The 16,617-nt window shown below is 66.0% G+C and carries 17 protein-coding genes; 13 read left to right on the forward strand and 4 right to left on the reverse strand.

Annotated features, from left to right (window positions below; all coding sequences use genetic code 11):
- Positions 1 to 29: 29 nt before the first annotated feature.
- Genes hemW through ACP5M5_RS12575 form a run of 3 tightly spaced genes read right to left on the reverse strand, consistent with a single transcriptional unit; the run spans position 30 to position 2,265 of the window.
- Complete coding sequence (gene hemW / locus ACP5M5_RS12565) at positions 30 to 1,175, reverse strand: radical SAM family heme chaperone HemW (protein WP_427937874.1); 1,146 nt, start codon at positions 1,173 to 1,175, stop codon at positions 30 to 32.
- Between the two features lie 8 nt (positions 1,176 to 1,183).
- Positions 1,184 to 1,714, reverse strand: a complete 531-nt coding sequence (locus ACP5M5_RS12570) for a YceD family protein (RefSeq protein WP_427937876.1) — start codon at positions 1,712 to 1,714, stop codon at positions 1,184 to 1,186.
- On the reverse strand, positions 1,711 to 2,265 hold the full coding sequence (locus ACP5M5_RS12575) for a ubiquinol-cytochrome C chaperone family protein (RefSeq protein ID WP_427937878.1): 555 nt from the start codon (positions 2,263 to 2,265) through the stop codon (positions 1,711 to 1,713). Before ACP5M5_RS12575 ends, ACP5M5_RS12570 begins: the two co-directional genes overlap by 4 nt.
- Positions 2,266 to 2,504: 239 nt before the next feature.
- Here ACP5M5_RS12575 and ACP5M5_RS12580 point away from each other — a divergent pair, with 239 nt between their 5' ends.
- The 13 genes from ACP5M5_RS12580 (at position 2,505) to ACP5M5_RS12640 (ending at position 15,769) form a co-directional block, all read left to right on the forward strand.
- Complete coding sequence (locus ACP5M5_RS12580; protein WP_427937880.1) at positions 2,505 to 3,065, forward strand: outer membrane protein assembly factor BamE; 561 nt, start codon at positions 2,505 to 2,507, stop codon at positions 3,063 to 3,065.
- A 129-nt stretch (positions 3,066 to 3,194) separates the two neighbouring features.
- Positions 3,195 to 4,523 carry a serine hydroxymethyltransferase gene (gene glyA / locus ACP5M5_RS12585; protein WP_427937882.1) on the forward strand — a complete coding sequence of 443 codons (1,329 nt, stop codon included), beginning with the start codon at positions 3,195 to 3,197 and terminating at the stop codon, positions 4,521 to 4,523.
- Positions 4,524 to 4,527: 4 nt separating this feature from the next.
- The gene (gene nrdR / locus ACP5M5_RS12590; RefSeq protein WP_114912329.1) at positions 4,528 to 4,983 is read left to right on the forward strand and encodes a transcriptional regulator NrdR; all 456 of its coding nucleotides are present in this window, start codon (positions 4,528 to 4,530) and stop codon (positions 4,981 to 4,983) included.
- Positions 4,970 to 6,088, forward strand: a complete 1,119-nt coding sequence (gene ribD, locus ACP5M5_RS12595) for a bifunctional diaminohydroxyphosphoribosylaminopyrimidine deaminase/5-amino-6-(5-phosphoribosylamino)uracil reductase RibD (protein WP_427937884.1) — start codon at positions 4,970 to 4,972, stop codon at positions 6,086 to 6,088. Before nrdR ends, ribD begins: the two co-directional genes overlap by 14 nt.
- A complete protein-coding gene (locus tag ACP5M5_RS12600; RefSeq protein ID WP_427937886.1) occupies positions 6,089 to 6,706 on the forward strand; it encodes a riboflavin synthase in 618 nt (205 codons plus the stop codon).
- A gap of 11 nt (positions 6,707 to 6,717) precedes the next feature.
- Positions 6,718 to 7,851, forward strand: a complete 1,134-nt coding sequence (ribB, locus tag ACP5M5_RS12605) for a 3,4-dihydroxy-2-butanone-4-phosphate synthase (RefSeq protein ID WP_427937888.1) — start codon at positions 6,718 to 6,720, stop codon at positions 7,849 to 7,851.
- Positions 7,848 to 8,330, forward strand: a complete 483-nt coding sequence (gene ribH / locus ACP5M5_RS12610; RefSeq protein ID WP_427937891.1) for a 6,7-dimethyl-8-ribityllumazine synthase — start codon at positions 7,848 to 7,850, stop codon at positions 8,328 to 8,330. The genes ribB and ribH overlap by 4 nt, the downstream gene beginning before the upstream one ends.
- Before the next feature lie 16 nt (positions 8,331 to 8,346).
- The gene (gene nusB, locus ACP5M5_RS12615) at positions 8,347 to 8,826 is read left to right on the forward strand and encodes a transcription antitermination factor NusB (RefSeq protein WP_427937893.1); all 480 of its coding nucleotides are present in this window, start codon (positions 8,347 to 8,349) and stop codon (positions 8,824 to 8,826) included.
- A 94-nt stretch (positions 8,827 to 8,920) separates the two neighbouring features.
- Positions 8,921 to 10,414, forward strand: a complete 1,494-nt coding sequence (locus tag ACP5M5_RS12620) for a replicative DNA helicase (protein ID WP_427937895.1) — start codon at positions 8,921 to 8,923, stop codon at positions 10,412 to 10,414.
- A gap of 138 nt (positions 10,415 to 10,552) precedes the next feature.
- Positions 10,553 to 11,692, forward strand: coding sequence for an alanine racemase (gene alr / locus ACP5M5_RS12625; RefSeq protein ID WP_427937896.1), 1,140 nt, complete (start codon positions 10,553 to 10,555; stop codon positions 11,690 to 11,692).
- Positions 11,693 to 11,696: 4 nt separating this feature from the next.
- Entirely contained in the window at positions 11,697 to 12,476 is a 780-nt protein-coding gene (locus ACP5M5_RS12630) for an MlaE family ABC transporter permease (protein WP_427937897.1), read from the forward strand.
- Positions 12,473 to 13,249 (forward strand): ABC transporter ATP-binding protein, encoded by a 777-nt coding sequence (locus ACP5M5_RS12635; protein ID WP_427937899.1) that lies wholly within the window; start codon positions 12,473 to 12,475, stop codon positions 13,247 to 13,249. The genes ACP5M5_RS12630 and ACP5M5_RS12635 overlap by 4 nt, the downstream gene beginning before the upstream one ends.
- A 249-nt stretch (positions 13,250 to 13,498) precedes the next feature.
- Positions 13,499 to 15,769 carry an adenosylcobalamin-dependent ribonucleoside-diphosphate reductase gene (locus ACP5M5_RS12640; protein ID WP_427937901.1) on the forward strand — a complete coding sequence of 757 codons (2,271 nt, stop codon included), beginning with the start codon at positions 13,499 to 13,501 and terminating at the stop codon, positions 15,767 to 15,769.
- Positions 15,770 to 16,051: 282 nt separating this feature from the next.
- Here the strand turns inward: ACP5M5_RS12640 and ACP5M5_RS12645 are convergent.
- Positions 16,052 to 16,617 (reverse strand): HNH endonuclease (locus ACP5M5_RS12645; RefSeq protein ID WP_427937902.1); only part of this gene is annotated, 566 nt, incomplete at its 5' end.

The raw sequence follows: 16,617 nt of genomic DNA on the forward strand, positions 1-16,617 counted from the left end.
TTAAGAACACGCCCGCCTAAATAATAAGACTACTTGAGCAGCGCGGCGAGCAAAGCGTCGAGCCGAAGCCGCCCGGCGGGCAAGGCGCGGAGCCGCCCGGTTTCGTCCCAGGCGAGATATCCCTCCCCCTCTGCCGCGCGGAGGGTTTCGCTGTCGATCGCCGCGACCAGCGGGCGGCCGGTGATGTGCTGAAAGCGTGTGGGATCGATCCCTTCGTCGAGCCGCAGCCCCATCAGTAGCATTTCGCGCCCCTGTTCGGCGGCAGTGAGCGCGGTTTCCTCGACGCTGCCGTGGCCTTCGCGTTCCACCTGCGCGAGCCAGGTTTCCGGGGCGCGATGGCGGCGCGTTGCTAGCCGCATCCCCCCGAGGAAAAGCCGGCCATGCGCGCCGGGGCCGATGCCGACGTAATCAGCGTAGCGCCAATAGGCGAGATTGTGCCGGCTTTCGGCGCCGGGTCTGGCGTAGTTGGAGATTTCATAGCTGAAGAGCCCGAACCGCGACGCTTCCTCGGCGGTTGCGTGATAGAGCGCTGCGGCATGCTCGGGGTCAGGGAGGATGATGTCGCCGCGAGCAAAGGCGGTCTCGAAGGCGGTGCCGGGTTCGATGGTGAGCTGATAGAGCGACAGATGATCGGCGGCGAGGGCAAGCGCCCGCCGCAATTCGTCGCGCCAGGCGGGAAGGCTTTGGTCGGGCCGGGCGTAGATGAGATCGAAGGAAAGGCGGGGGAAAATCCGTCGCCCGAGTTCGAGCGCCGCGATCGCCTCGGCCGCTGAATGGTGGCGCCCGAGCCAGGCGAGGGCGGCGGGGTCGAGGCTTTGCACGCCAAGCGAAAGGCGGTTCACGCCGGCGTCGCGGAAGGCCACGAGTTTTTCTGCCTCCACGCTGGTCGGGTTGGCCTCTAGGGTGATTTCGAGATCGTCTTCGGGCGCAAAAAGCTGGGTTGCGTCGGCGATCAGGGCGGCGACGCCCTCGGGCGGCATGAGGCTCGGCGTGCCGCCACCGAAGAAAATCGAAGCCAGCCGCTGGCGGCCAAGCCGCGCCGCCTCAAACGCGAGTTCGGCGCGGAGCGCGGCAAGGAAGCGTCCGGCGTCGATCCGCTCGCGGACATGGCTGTTGAAATCGCAATAAGGACACTTGGCGCGGCAGAATGGCCAATGAATATAGAGCGCGAGCATGGCGTGGCCTATCGGCCCCGGCGGGAGTGCAGGCGCGCGGCAAGGGCGGCGAAGGGAAGGGCTCCGTTGGCGGCCTGCGGGTCGGCGTTCGGCCGGGGCGCGTAGTCCGCCGGCAGGCTCGCCCCCGGCAGGCGTGGATAGGGGTCGAGGAGAAGCGCGAATTGCTCCGCCGCCGCCTCACCGAGATCGAGCACGCCGGCGGTAACGCCGACGGTATCGATCGCCTCAGGATCGTCGCCCTCGGATTCGCGCCCGGCGGGGACGAAGCGGAGCGTGAAGGGGGTCGCGATCGTCGCTGGGAAGGGGGTTAGGGTGACGACACAGATTTGCGTGAAACGGGCAACGAGGCGGGCTTTCGCGAGCACGCTGCCATCGGTCGCCGGCAGGAGATGAAAGCGCGCCGCGAGATGGCGGATGGCGGGGAGATCGAAGCGCCGGGCGAGGGCCGCGCGTTCAGCGCCGCGGGCCGCGATCGCCACCGTCTCGCCGGCCGGGGCGAGGCTCGCCCGCGCGCGCGGGCGGTGGAATTCCGGGATCATGCGTCGCTGCCGGCAAGGGTTTCGGGGGGCGGGAAAGCGACCTCGCCGGCAGCGAAGCGGGCGAGGGCTTGGCGCGTCAGGGCCGCATCAGTTGCGATCGCGATCGTGGCCAGCATTGCCGCGCGCGGTGCCGTGCCGCCACGCCAGACATTGCGCGCGAGCGCCGCGGCCAGGCTACCGGCGTCGCCAGCGTCGAGCGCTGTCTCATAGGTGCGGGCACGGCCGTGAAACGCCTCCCACATTGCGCGCACCTTTTTCCCGACCGACATGTCGCCGACACCGAGTTCGCGCAAATTGATGTCCATGTCGGAAAACATGGCGTCGAACACCGCTTGCGCCAAAGCCGGGCCGGGCTCGCGGTCATGGCGGAGCCGGCGGATGAGGAGCGCGACATGGAGCCCGACGAGATCGAAACGGCCATCGAGCGTGTCGGGAACGGCAAGGACATCGTAGAAAAATGGCCGCCGGGCCGCGCTCACGGCGTGGCCGTAGAGGGTGAATCCCGCCCGTTCGTGCCGTCTTCCGCGCCGCCAGAAAGCCAAATCCGCCACCTCACCCGATCTCCTCGCAACTCCCGAGCGCGCGCAGGCGACCCGAGCGTTGAAATCGTCTTGCATGCTGCCCCGCGATCGCCGAAAAAGAGGGCTGACCCGGTGCCTCGGTCGCGGCACTCCCGTTCCCGCCGTCGCGCGCGAGGCCGCGGGCGAGACATAGCGCTTGGATTTCGCCGGTCAAATGCCGGCGCTGCGATCCGCCGCCGGGAGTTCGGTCACATTGCCGAGGTTTGCTGATGTTCGCCGCTTCCGTTCGCCTGTTCGCGTTGCTCGTCCTGCTCGGCGTCGTCGCCTGCGGCCCCCTCGCGCCGCAGACGCAGGTGCGCGGCAACCCCGTCGACCCTGATCAGCTCGCCGAGTTGGTGCCGGGTGTGTCGACGCGCGCGGACGCGCAATCTCTGCTCGGCACCCCGACCTCGAAGGCGACCTTCGACGACAATACTTGGATTTATATTGGCCAAATAACCAAGCCGATCGTCGCCAGTACTCTCCACGTCGCCAATCAGGAGGTGGTGGTCCTGACCTTTGACGATAAAGGTGTGTTGCGGGCGATCAAGACGCTCGGCCAGAAGGACGCGTTGCCGGTCAGGGTGGTCGATCGTATCACGCCGTCGCCGGGCGGCAACGTCTCGGCCTGGGATCAGATCGTGAGCGGCATTGGCATGATCAATCCGTTCGGCGGCATGATGGCGGGCATGGGGATGAACGGGGCCGGCATGGGCAGCACAGTGCCCGGCGCCGGCGGCATGATGGGTGGCGGCTTTGGCGGCATGGGGATGGGCGGCGGCATGCCGTAGTCTGGCGCCGCGGTGGCCGGGGCACCGATTTCGCGGACCTGGCCCCGCGGCTTCGCGGTTTCCCCTCGCCGCGCGCGGTGCTAGAGCCTGCGGTGGGATAGCGGTTTTCAGTGGAGAGCAGGGCAGGCAATGCGTGAGCATCTCGAGGCGCCGGAGCGGGCGCGGTTTTTCGAGGCATCCCTTGATGCGGCGGATCCGGAGCTGGCGCGGGCGGTGGCGCGTGAACTCGCCCGCCAGCAGGACGGGATCGAGCTGATCGCGAGCGAAAACATCGTCTCGCGCGCGGTGCTGCAAGCGCAAGGCTCGGTGCTCACCAACAAATACGCCGAGGGTTACCCTGGTCGTCGTTATTACGGCGGTTGCGCTGCCGTCGATATCGCGGAAGAGCTGGCGATCGCGCGCGCCCGGGCGTTGTTTTCCGCCGAATTCGCCAATGTCCAGCCGCATTCCGGGGCGCAGGCCAATCAGACGGTATTCTTGGCCTTGCTCCAGCCCGGCGATACCATCCTCGGCATGTCACTCGCCGCCGGCGGCCATCTGACCCATGGCGCCGCGCCCAATCTCTCGGGCAAATGGTTCCGCGCCGTGCAGTATGGTGTCCGTCGCGAGGATGGTCTGCTCGATTACGAGGAATTGGAGCGTCTCGCGCACGCCGAGCGGCCGAAATTGATCATCGCCGGGGGCTCGGCCTATCCGCGGGTCATCGATTTCGCCCGTATCCGCAAGGTTGCCGACGCGGTCGGCGCTTGGTTCATGGTCGATATGGCGCATTTCGCAGGTCTCGTTGCCGCCGGGCTCTATCCGAGCCCGCTGCCGCATGCCCATGTCACCACCACCACCACCCACAAGACGCTGCGCGGCCCGCGCGGCGGTATGGTGCTGACCAACGATCCCGAGCTTGCCAAGAAGATCAATTCGGCCTTGTTCCCAGGGCTTCAGGGCGGACCCCTGATGCATGTCATCGCCGCCAAGGCGGTGGCGTTCGGCGAGGCGTTGACGCCGGCGTTTCGCGCCTATCAGGCGCAGGTGGTGGAAAACGCCAAAATACTCGCGGCGACATTGGTCGAACGCGGTCTCGCGATCGTCACCGGCGGGACCGACAGCCATTTGATGCTGGTCGATCTGCGCCCCAAAAGGGTCACTGGTAAGGCCGCGGAAGCCAGTCTCGAGCGCGCAGGCATCACCGCGAACAAGAATGCGATCCCCTTTGATCCGGAGAAGCCGGCGATCACCTCGGGCGTCCGTCTCGGCACCCCGGCGGCGACGACGCGCGGCTTCGGCTCGGCAGAGTTCCGCGCTGTCGGCGAAATGATCGGGGACGTGCTCGATGGCCTCAGCGCCAGCAACGATGGCCGCAATGACGCCGCCGAGGCCGCGGTTGCGGCGCGCGTGCGCGAACTTTGCCGGCGTTTTCCGATCTATACAGCGTTCGCGCCGACCCTGGACGCCGGACGCTGAGACGATGCGCTGTCCGTTCTGCGGGCATGAGGATACCCAGGTCAAGGATAGCCGTCCCTCCGATGACGGGGCGGCGATCCGGCGGCGGCGTTTTTGCCCGGCCTGCAGCCAGCGTTTCACCACCGTCGAGCGGGTGCAGCTTCGCGAACTCACCGTGATCAAGGCAGATGGGAGAAGGGTGCCGTTCGAGCGCGATAAGCTCGCCCGCTCGGTGCGCATCGCCCTCAGGAAGCGCCCGGTGCAGGAGGAGCGGATCGAGCGCATCGTCAACGGCATCGTCCGTCAGTTGGAGGCGAGCGGCGAAAACGACATCGCAAGCCAGCAGATCGGCGAAGCGGTGATGGAGACGCTGCGCGAGGTCGATGAAGTCGCCTATGTGCGCTTCGCCAGCGTCTATCGCGATTTCCGTGAGGCCAAGGATTTCGAGGCCTTCCTCGGCTCGCTCGATGATCAGGGGTGATCTCGCCGACGAGGATCGGGATCACATGCGCGCCGCCCTCGCGCTGGCGGCGCGCCGGCTCGGCGAGACCTGGCCCAATCCCGCCGTCGGCTGTGTCATCGTCGGCGCCGAAGGCCGCGTCGTCGGCCGGGGTGCGACCGCCCCCGGCGGCCGCCCGCACGCCGAAACCGCGGCGCTCGCCATGGCCGGGGGGGCGGCGCATGGGGCGACCGTTTATGTCACCCTCGAACCCTGTTGCCATACCGGCCAAACGCCCCCCTGCACCGAGGCGCTGATCGCGGCCGGCGTCGCCCGGGTGGTTGTCGCGCTTCGCGACCCTGATCCGCGCGTCAACGGCGCTGGCATCGCCGCCTTGCGCGCCGCCGGGATCACCGTCGATGAGGGGATTCTGGCGGATGAGGCGGCCGCTCTCGCCGCCGGCTTCGTGAGCGTGGTCACGCGCGGCCGGCCGCTGGTGACGCTGAAGCTCGCGACCACCCTCGATGGCCGCATCGCGACCCGCGCCGGCGAGAGTCAGTGGATCACCGGCGAGCCCGCGCGCCGTGCCGCGCACGCGCTGCGCGGCCGACATGATGCGGTGTTGGTCGGGGTCGGCACCCTGCTCGCCGATGATCCGCGCCTCACCTGCCGCCTGCCGGGCTATCGCGCCCGCCCGCTGGTGCGGATCGTTGCCGACAGCCATCTTCGCACCCGGATGACGGCGAGCGTCATGGCGAGCCTCGATCTCGGGCCGGTCTGGTTTCTCGTCCATGACCGCACCGATGCCGCGCGCAAGCGCGCCTTCGCTGATCTCGGCGCGCGGCTGTTTTTGCTGCCCGGCGCCGAGGCCGGGATCGATCTCGCCGCCGGCTTGCGCGCCCTCGGCCAGGCCGGCATCACCCGTCTCTTGGTCGAAGGCGGGGCGCAGCTTGCGGCGGCGCTGCTGCGTGACGATCTGGTAGATCGCCTCGCCTGGTTTCATGCCCCCACCGTGATGGGCGGCGATGGCTGGCCAGCGGCGCAGGGGTTCGGCGTTGCGCATCTCGCCGCCATGCCGCGCTTTTCCCGCCGCGCCGTGACCCTGCTCGGGGATGACGTTTTGAGCGAGTTCGAGAGGACGGAATAGATGTTCACCGGTATCATCAGCGCGCTGGGAGACGTGCGCGAGATCCGTCCGCTCGGCGCCGGCGCCGATATGCGCCTCGTCATCGCTGCCCCCTGGCCCGATACCGGCGCCATTGCGCTCGGCGCCTCGATCGCCTGTTCGGGCTGCTGCTTGACCGTGGTCGCGCGCGGGGCGGACTGGTTCGCCGCCGATGTGTCGGCCGAGACGCTCGCGCGCACCACCCTCGGGCGCTGGCGGGTGGGCAGCCCGGTCAATCTCGAACGCGCCCTTCGCCTCGGCGACGAACTCGGCGGCCATCTCGTCTCCGGCCATGTCGATGGCGTCGGCGAAACCCTCTCGGTGGCGCCTGAGAATGGCTCGCTGCGCTTTCGCTTCCGCCTGCCCGCCGCCCTTGCCCGGTTCGTCGCCGAAAAAGGCAGCATCGCGATCGACGGTGTGTCGCTGACGGTCAATGAGGTCGGGGCGCCGGGGGGCGCGGCGGAGAATGAGTTTGGCGTCAATATCATTCCGCATACCGCCGCGGTCACCGGGTTTGGCACCCTTGCGCCGGGGATGGCGGTGAATATCGAAATCGACCTGCTGGCGCGCTATGTCGCGCGGCTCCAGGCGCGGCCATGAAGGATGAAACCATGCCGGATACGCTGAAAACCGCCCATCTCTCGACCTATTTCGCGACCGCCGAGGAATTGATCGCGGAGGCGCAGGCTGGGCGGATGTTCATCCTCGTCGATGACGAGGATCGCGAAAACGAGGGCGATCTCGTCATCCCGGCGCAGTTCGCAACGCCCGATGCGGTCAATTTCATGGCGCGGCACGCGCGCGGGTTGATTTGCCTTGCGCTTACCGGCGCGCGGATCGAGCAGCTTGGTCTGCCGTTGATGAGCCAGTCGAACGGCACCCGCCATCAGACCGCATTCACTGTTTCGATCGAGGCACGCGAAGGCGTGACCACCGGCATTTCCGCCGCTGACCGCGCTCATACCATCGCGGTCGCGATCAACCCGGAAACGACGCGAGCCGACATCACCACGCCGGGCCATGTTTTCCCGCTTGCCGCGCGCGAGGGCGGCGTTTTGGTGCGTGCCGGGCATACCGAGGCGGCGGTGGATATCGCCCGCCTCGCCGGCCTGATCCCCGCGGGGGTGATCTGCGAGATCATGAACGACGACGGCAGCATGGCGCGGCTGCCCGATCTCGTTGCTTTCGCGCAGCTCCACAACCTCAAGCTTGGCACCATCGCCGATCTCATCACCCATCGCCGACGCACCGAGAAGCTGGTGTGCCGGGTCGAGGAGGGCGTGATCGCCGACGCGATCGGCGGCGCCTGGCGGCTCGTCGTCTATCGCACCAAGGTCGAGGAGGCCGAGCATTTGGCGCTGGTGAAGGGGGATCTCGCGGCCCCCGGGCCGGTGCTGGCGCGCATGCACGCGGTCGATCTTCTCGATGACATTCTCGGCGGCGCCCACAGCTCCAGCCTGCATGGCGCGATGGCGATGATCGAGCGCGAGGGACGCGGCGTTGTGGTCCTGCTGCGCGAGCATCGGCCGCACGCACTTTCCGAGCGCGTGCGCTTGCTCGCCGCTGCCGAGCGGCCGCCGCTCGAACTCCGCAATTACGGCATCGGCGCGCAGATCTTGCTCGATCTTGGCGTGCGCGATCTGATTCTGCTCTCGAACACGCCGCGCACCATCGTCGGTCTCGACGGCTACGGCATCGAAATCGTCGAGCAGCGGCCGATCGCGGCGGCGGAGACCCGCCGATGAGCACCGAAGACGCGGCGCTGCCGCGCGCACCCGAGATCGCCGGCCCGCCGCCCACCGTGCTGATCGTTCGCGCCCCTTATTATCAGGCGGTGGTCGATGGGCTTTCGCGAGGCGCTGCGGAGATTTTGGACGCCGCTGGGGCGACGCACGAGACCATCGATGTCGCCGGCGCCTATGAACTCGCCCAGGCAATCCGCCTCGCCTTGCGCGGCGCGCGGCGTTTCGATGGCTTCATCGCTCTCGGCTGCGTGGTCCGTGGCGAAACCGATCACTATGAATTCATCTGCAGCGCGGCGATGAATGGATTGATGCAGCTTTCGCTGACCTATGGCATCGCGCTCGGCACTGGGCTCCTCACCGTCGACACGCTCGCGCAGGCAGAAGCGCGTTCGGGGCGCGATGGTCACAACAAGGGCGCCGAAGCCGCGGTTGCGGTGCTCAAGCAGATTGCTGCCGGGCGGCGTCTCGGGGCACTGTGATGGGCGGACGAGGCCGATGACCGCGCGCCCACGCCCCCGCACCGCCTCACGGGTCGCGGCAGTGCAGGCTTTGTTCCAGGCCGAGCAGCGCGAGCAGAGCATCGAGGCGGTGATGCAAGAATTCATCCGCCACCGTCTCGGCGACCCGCCGGGGGCGGGTGGCTTCGCCGAGGGGAGGGTGCCGGAGGCGGAGGTCACGCTGTTTGCCCGCATCCTTCGCGCTGCCGCGAGCGACGCGGCGCTCGATGCCGAGATTGCCGAGGCCTTGCCGCCAGACTGGCCGCTCTTGCGCCTCGATGCGGTGTTGCGGGCGCTTTTGCGCGCCGCCGTCGCCGAGATCCTGATGCCGGACGGGCCGCCGGCGCGGGTCGTGATCAATGAATATCTCGACATCGCGCACGGATTTTTCTCTGGCGAGGAGCCCGGCCTGGTCAACGGCGTTCTCAACCGCGTCGCTCATCGGCGCCGGGCAGAGGAATTTTCCGACCCGCGCTGAATGGCGCTCCCGGCAAACCATCCCCTTTATTCACCCAATCCACAGGGCGCGCGGCCAGGACAGCGGGCGCGCGACGGGCTAGAGTGCGACGGGCATGAACAAGATCGATCCCTCGTCGCCGGCTGGCGGTGTCGCGCTCCGCCTGCCGCCGGCCAATCTCGAGGCCGAGCAGGCCCTTCTCGGTGCGCTGCTCGCCAATAACAAGGCTTATGAGCGGGTTTCCGAATTTCTCGCGCCCGAGCATTTCGCCGATCCGATCCATGGCCGCATCTACCAGGCGATCGCGCGCCGCATCGAGGCCGGGCAGCTCGCCGACGCGGTGACGCTGAAAGCCGAGTTCGAGCATTCCGGCATCCTCGCCGAGGTCGGCGGCACCGCCTATCTCGCGCAGTTGCTCGGCGCCATGGTCGGCATCATCAATGCCGGCGATTACGGCCGCACCATTCACGACGCCTGGATCCGCCGCCAACTCGTCGATCTCGGCGAGGTCGTGGTCAACCGTGCCTTCGGCGACGAAGACGCGATCGACGGCCGGGCACAGATCGAAGCCGCCGAGCAGGCTTTGTTCGACCTCGCGACCCGTGGCTCGGCGGAAGGGGGCTTCGTTACCTTCGACCGCGCGCTCACCGAGGCAATCGCCGGCGCCGAGCGGGCGTTTCAGCGGAGCGGCCATGTCTCCGGCCTTTCGACCGGGCTTCGCGATCTCGACCAGCGTCTCGGCGGCTTGCATCCCTCCGATCTCCTGATCCTCGCCGGCCGGCCGGGGATGGGCAAAACGGCGCTGGCGACCAAGATCGCCTTTGGCGCGGCGCAGGCCCTTCGCGCCGAGGCGCTGGGTGCGGCGCCAAAGGCGGCGGTTGCGATCTTCTCGCTCGAAATGAGCGCCGAGCAGCTTGCCTCGCGTATCCTCGCGGAAAATGCCCGCATCAGCGCCGACCGCATTCGCCGCGGCGACATCGCCCAGCGCGATTTCGATCGCTTCGTTGAAGTCAGCCGCACTTTGACCGGCCTGCCACTCGAGATCGATGACACCCCGGCGATCACGCTTTCGGCGCTGCGCACCCGCTGCCGCCGGCTCAAACGCACCCGTGGCCTTGCTTTGGTGGTGGTCGATTACCTGCAATTGATGCGGCCTGCCGCCGGCACGCGCCCTGAAAACCGGGTGCTCGAGATCAGCCAGATCACTCAAGGGCTGAAAGCGATCGCGAAGGAGCTGGCGGTGCCGGTGATCGCCCTCTCGCAGCTCTCGCGCGCCGTCGAAAGCCGCGAGGACAAGCGCCCGCAGCTCTCGGACTTGCGCGAATCCGGCACGATCGAGCAGGATGCCGACGCGGTGATGTTCATCTATCGCGATGAATATTACCTCCAACAACGCGCGCCGAAGCAGCTCGCTTTCGAGTCGGAGGAGAAATATCAGGACGCGCTCGCCAAGTGGCAGCGCGATATGGATCGTGTTTATAACAAAGCAGAATTGTTCATCGCCAAGCAGCGTCATGGCCCGACCGGCAAGATCGATCTCTTTTTCGAGGCCGAATTTACTCGCTTCGCCGATCTCGATCCGGATCATCATGGTGATGATATTCACTAAGGCAGGTAAGAGCCTTCTTTTTCTGAAGAAAAAGAAGCAAAAAGACGTGTCCCCCAGGTCTCGGCGCGGGCAGTGCCGCAGGCACTGCCCAACAAACAAAAGTTTTTCGGTTCTTTTTTTCAAAAAAGAACATTTTTCATGATTTCCTCCCCTATGGGGTCGCCCCGCGTTCCGCCCGGCGCGAGTGCGGTCTTGGAGATCGATCAGGCGGCGATCATCGCCAATTGGCGCGATCTCTTGGCCCGCCATGCCGGCGGCGCGGTCGCTGCGGTGGTTAAGGCCGATGCCTATGGGTTGGGGGCGGCGCTGGTCGCGCCGGCCTTGTTCGCCGCCGGATGCCGGCATTTCTTCACCGCCCATCTCGGGGAGGCGCTGGCGCTCAGGCCTTCGATCCCGGGGGCGATGCTCGCGGTTCTGGGGGGACTCGGCCCGGCTCCTGGCGCCGATGTCATCGAGGCGTTCGTGCATCACGATCTCGTGCCGGTGCTCGGAACCCTCGCCGAAATCACTGCCTTCGCTGCCGCGGCCGGCCGTCTCGGGCGGCGCTTGCCGGCGATCCTTCACATCGATACCGGGATGGCGCGGCTCGGGCTCGATGAGGCAGAACTCGATCGCCTCGCGCAGGCGCCCGAGCCGCTGCAAAATCTCGATCTCCGTTTTGTGATGACCCATCTCGTCGCCGCCGAGACCGCGGAGGATCCGCTGAACGCGGCGCAGCGCCAGCGTTTTGCGCAAGCCTGCGCGCGCTTGCCGCCGGCCAAGCGCAGCCTTGCCAATTCTTCGGGTATTTTCCTCGGCCCGGCCTTCGCCTCCGATCTCGCCCGCGCCGGCGCGGCGCTTTATGGCATCAACCCGACGCCGCACGCCGTTAATCCGATGCGCCTTGCCTTTCGTCTTCGGGCACGTGTGCTGCAAGTGCGCGATGTGCCTGCGGGGGCCCCGGTCGGCTATAACGCAACTTGGCGCGCGGCGCGGCCGAGCCGTATCGCGACCCTCGGCATCGGCTATGCCGATGGCTGGCCGTTCCGTCTCGCCGGCCGGGGGAGCGCGTTTTTTGACGGCACCCCGGTTCCGCTGGTAGGGCGTGTCTCCATGGACCTCACCACCTGCGATATCACTGGCCATCCCGCGATCGGCTCGGGAAGCTGGCTGGAGCTGATCGGCCCGGCGATGCCGCCCGAGCGGATCGCGGCGCTGCTCGATACCTCGCCCTATGAAATCCTAACCGGGCTCGGCGCGCGCATCGTCCGCGTCGTGCTTCCCGCCGCGGCGCTCTAGGCCGATGCCGCTCACGGCGCTCGCGGCGCTCGGCCGCTTCGTGCTCGATGCCTGTGGTTTCGCCGGCCGGCTGGCCTTGTTCACGCTGGAGGGGATCTCGCACCTCATCCGCCCGCCCTATTATGGGCGGATGTTCGCCCGCGCTCTGATCGAGATCGGCTATTTCAGCTTGCCGGTGGTCGCGCTGACCGCGGTATTCACCGGCATGGTGTTGGCGTTGCAATCCTACACGGGCTTTGCCCGGTTTTCCGCCGAGGGCGCGATCGCCAATCTCGTGGTGCTGTCGGTAACGCGCGAACTGGGGCCGGTGCTCGCCGGGCTGATGGTCGCGGGACGCGTGGGTGCGGCGATGGCGGCCGAGATCGGCACCATGCGGGTCACCGACCAGATCGACGCGCTGACAACGCTCTCCACCAACCCGATGAAATACCTGGTGACGCCGCGCCTGCTCGCCGCCGCGATCGCGCTGCCGCTGCTCGTCTTGATTGCCGACATCATCGGCGTGCTCGGCGGCTTCATCATCGCGACCGCCAAGCTCGGCTTCAACCCTTATACCTATCTCTCCAACACGCTGGCCTTCATGCAGACGATGGACGTAGTGTCTGGCCTCGTGAAAGCGGCGGTGTTCGGCTTTCTGGTCGCGCTGATGGGGTGTTTTTTCGGCTATAACAGCCGCGGCGGCGCCGAAGGAGTGGGCACCGCGACCACCGCCGCGGTGGTCAGCGCTTCGGTCCTGATCCTCGCTTTCGATTACGTGCTCACGGAAATGTTTTTCACGCGATGAGCGCGGCGGTTCCGATGATCCGCCTGCGCGGCCTCACCAAGGCGTTTGGCGATAAACAGGTTCTGGCTGGGATCGATCTCGATATCGCGGCGGGTACCTCGCTGGTCGTGATCGGCGGCTCGGGTTCAGGAAAATCGGTGCTGATCAAGTGCATTCTCGGCTTGATCACGCCGGATGCGGGGACCATCGAGATCGACGGTGTCGCCCTCGGCGGGCTTTCGGGCAAGGCGCTGTCCGCGGTGCGGGCGCGGGTTGGCATGCTGTTTCAGAATGCGGCGCTGTTCGATAGCTTGCCAGTCTGGGAGAATGTCGCCTTCGGCTTACTCGCGCGCCATCAGATCACGCGTCGTGCTGCGCGCGCGGCGGCAATCGAGGTGCTGGCGCAGGTCGGGCTCGGGGCCGATGTCGCACCGCTGTTTCCGGCGGAACTCTCGGGCGGGATGCAAAAGCGCGTCGGCCTCGCCCGCGCCATCGCGGCGCGACCCGATATCCTGTTTTTCGACGAGCCGACGACCGGGCTCGACCCGATCATGGGCGCGGTGATCGATGGGCTCATCGTCGATTGCGTCAAGCGCCTCGGCAGCACCGCGATCGCCATCACCCACGACATGGCGAGCGCGCGGCGCATCGGCGACCGGGCGGCGATGCTTTATGGCGGCCGGATCGTCTGGCAGGGGGCGGCCGCGGATTTGATGGCGAGCGGCAATCCGCTGGTCGATCAATTCACCCATGGCCGGCGCGAGGGGCCAATCCAGATGGCAGTGAGGCGGTGATGCCGGGCCATCCGATTTCCCCGCAGAGCCGATAATCTATTGAAATAGATTTATTTTTTTTGAGAAGCCGAGGAACTTTCATCGGCGAATCCGCGACGCGCGCGCCAGCCCTGCCTTACCCTCCGCACGAGAAAATCCTATACTCCGGCACCACCGGAGTCGGGTCGCCCGCTGGCCAGGTCGCGTTCGCCTGGCCCGGATGAGCGTCGCGGCAGCTTGCTTTGCAGATTTCAATCGAGGAGGGACGAGATGGATATCCCATTAGCCGAAACCGGCGCCGCCGCGCGCATCGCGCCGATTTCGCGCCAGGTCTGGGATGCTAAATATCGCCTGAAATCGCTCGATGGCACGCCGCTCGATCGCAGCCTTGAGGATAGCTGGCGGCGGGTTGCCCGCGCGCTCGCCGCCCCCGAGCGCGATTCGGCGGCGTGGGAGGAGCGGTTTTACGTCGCGCTCGAGGATTTCCGCTTTCTCCCGGCTGGGCGGATTCTCTCGGGCGCAGGCAGCGGCCGCCGCGTCACCCTCTTCAACTGCTTCGTCATGGGCGATATCCCGGACGATCTCGGCGGTATTTTCGAGCATTTACGCGAAGCCGCGCTCACCATGCAGCAGGGCGGCGGCATCGGTTATGATTTCTCGACGCTCCGGCCCAAGGGGGCGGTGGTCAAGGGGGTCGGCGCCGATGCCTCGGGCCCGCTCTCATTCATGGATGTGTGGGATGCGATGTGCCGCACCATCATGTCGGCGGGCGCCCGGCGCGGCGCGATGATGGCGACGTTGCGCTGCGATCACCCCGATATCGAGGCGTTCATCGCCGCCAAGCGCGAGCCCGGGCGGCTGCGCAATTTCAATCTTTCGGTTCTGGTCACCGATGATTTTATGGCGGCGATCGACGCCGATGCCGATTGGCCGCTTCGCTTCGAGGGCAAGACTTATCGCAGCGTGCGCGCCCGCGCGCTTTGGGACAGCATCACCCGCGCGACCTATGATTATGCCGAGCCGGGCGTTTTGTTCATCGATCGCATCAACGCCCGCAACAATCTCGCCTATTGCGAAACCGTCCACGCGACCAACCCTTGTGCTGAACAGCCCTTGCCGCCTTATGGCGCCTGTCTGCTCGGCTCGATCAATCTCGCGCGGGTGATCCGCGAGCCGTTCAGCGCGCGTGCGCGGCTCGACACCGCGTTGCTCGACGAACTGGTCGCAACGGCGGTGCGGATGATGGACAATACCATCGACGTTTCTGGCTTTCCGCTCGAGGCGCAGCGCCGCGAGGCGATGGTCAAGCGGCGCATCGGGCTTGGCGTCACCGGGCTTGCCGACGCCCTGATGATGTGCGGCGAACGGTATGGCTCGCCGTCGGCGGCGGCGGTTGCGGGTGAGTGGGCGCGGCGTGTCAACCGCGTCGCCTATCTCACTTCGGCCCATCTCGCCGCCGAAAAAGGCGCGTTCCCGCTTTTCGATCGCGATGCCTATCTCGCCGGCGAGAGCGTGCGCGAACTCGACGAAGACGTGCGCGCGCTGATCGCCGAAAACGGCATCCGAAACGCGCTGCTGACCTCGATCGCGCCGACCGGCACGATCTCGCTGCTTGCCGACAATATCTCGAGCGGCATCGAGCCGGTATTCGCCCATAGCTACACCCGCAAGGTCCGCGAACCCGATGGGTCGCTTCGCGAGGAGGAGGTTTCGGATCACGCGGTCAGGCTCTATCGCGACATGTTTGGGCCGGAAGCGCCTCTGCCCGCGCATTTCGTCACCGCGCAGGATCTGACGCCAGCCGAGCATGTGCGCATGCAGGCGGCGGTGCAGCGCCATGTCGATAGTGCGATTTCGAAAACCGTCAATGTGCCCGAAGATATTTCCTTTGCCGATTTTCAAGAGGTCTATCGCGACGCCTATCGTTCCGGCTGCAAGGGCTGCACGACCTATCGTCCGAACGCGATCACTGGCTCGGTGCTCGAAGTCAAGCCGACCGCCGCCGCGCCGCCCTCGCTAACCGGGCCGGAGCTTCTGCTACGCGCCGAAAAACTTACCGGGGCCACTTACAAATTGCGTTGGCCGGACAGCGAGCATGCGCTCTACGTCACCATCAACGATATCGAGCACGATGGCACACGGCGACCCTTCGAGGTGTTCGTGAACTCGAAGAATCTCGAGCATTATGCCTGGGTGGTGGCGTTGACGCGGATGATCAGCGCGGTGTTTCGTCGCGGCGGCGATGTCGGGTTTGTCGCGGAGGAGCTGAAACAGGTTTTCGACCCGCGTGGCGGACACTGGCATAATGGCCGCTATGTGCCCTCACTGGTTGCGGCGATCGGCGATGTCATTGAACGTCATATGATCTCGACCGGATTTCTCGCCATGCCGCTGTTGGACGACACCTTGGCAGACGATAAGGCGGTGCCGTCGCGTGGCGGGCTGGTCGGCCCGATTTGTCCGAAATGCAGCCAGCCGGGATTGGTCAAGGAAGCAGGCTGTCTCTCATGTTTTCACTGCGGTTGGTCGAAATGCAGCTAGTGCCTCTGCACAGTGATTACGGCTATTCGCGTTGGTGAGACTGAGCCGCCGGTGATGGTTGAACCAGAAAATGCCAGAAAATAGAAAACTGCATCCGAACACAAAAAGCGAGAGCCTGTCTTTGCCACCGATCTTCCCGGGCGCGGGCCGGAGAGTGAACGGCGCCGAGAAGATCATCACAAGGAGAGGAATCATGACGCGGCATCGAATACGCGCCCACGCCGCCCTTCGATGCCGGCACGCCGGAAACCGCGTCGTCGGCAGTGCTCGTCGCCGCTCGCCTCACCGGAAACCCCAATGTTTCCGGTGGAAACGAAGATACGTTGTCTGTTTCTGGGTTGGGCGTTTGCCACGCATCGGCCGGGGAATGCCAAGTTCCGCGCGCTGCTCCTCAGAAAGCTGATCGGAAACCAGCATTTCTCCCTGATCGGAGAACGAAATCAGCCCTCGGTCAAACGCGGCATCCAGGTTTGCGGTCAGAAGACGCCCGTTTTCGGCATCAAGTCGCTCTTTGTCGGAGGAGTCTTTCCACGGCTTGATCTGCGACGCGCGGAGAATTTCCCTGATTTTGCAGCCAGTTAACGAACACGCCTGACTCCAGCGCTTTTCCAGTTCTTCCCGGAATTCGCCCTGGCCGATCCGTGCGTCAATGAGCGCTTTTTTCGTTGTTTCACTTATCCCAGTTTGCTGCTCAATTTTCTTTATGTCATCAACAATCTCATTGGCAGCCGTGTCTTCGACCAGTGTCAGAAGATGATCGAAAACGCGTTTCCCGGTGAAGCCGGGGGTCGGGATGATTCGGGCGGCCGACTTGTCGGCCGACCATTCCGCCGTCCAGCCACGTTTGC

Origin of the sequence: Acidibrevibacterium sp. (assembly GCF_049965395.1) — a bacterium.
GTDB classification, from domain to species: domain Bacteria; phylum Pseudomonadota; class Alphaproteobacteria; order Acetobacterales; family Acetobacteraceae; genus Acidibrevibacterium; species Acidibrevibacterium fodinaquatile.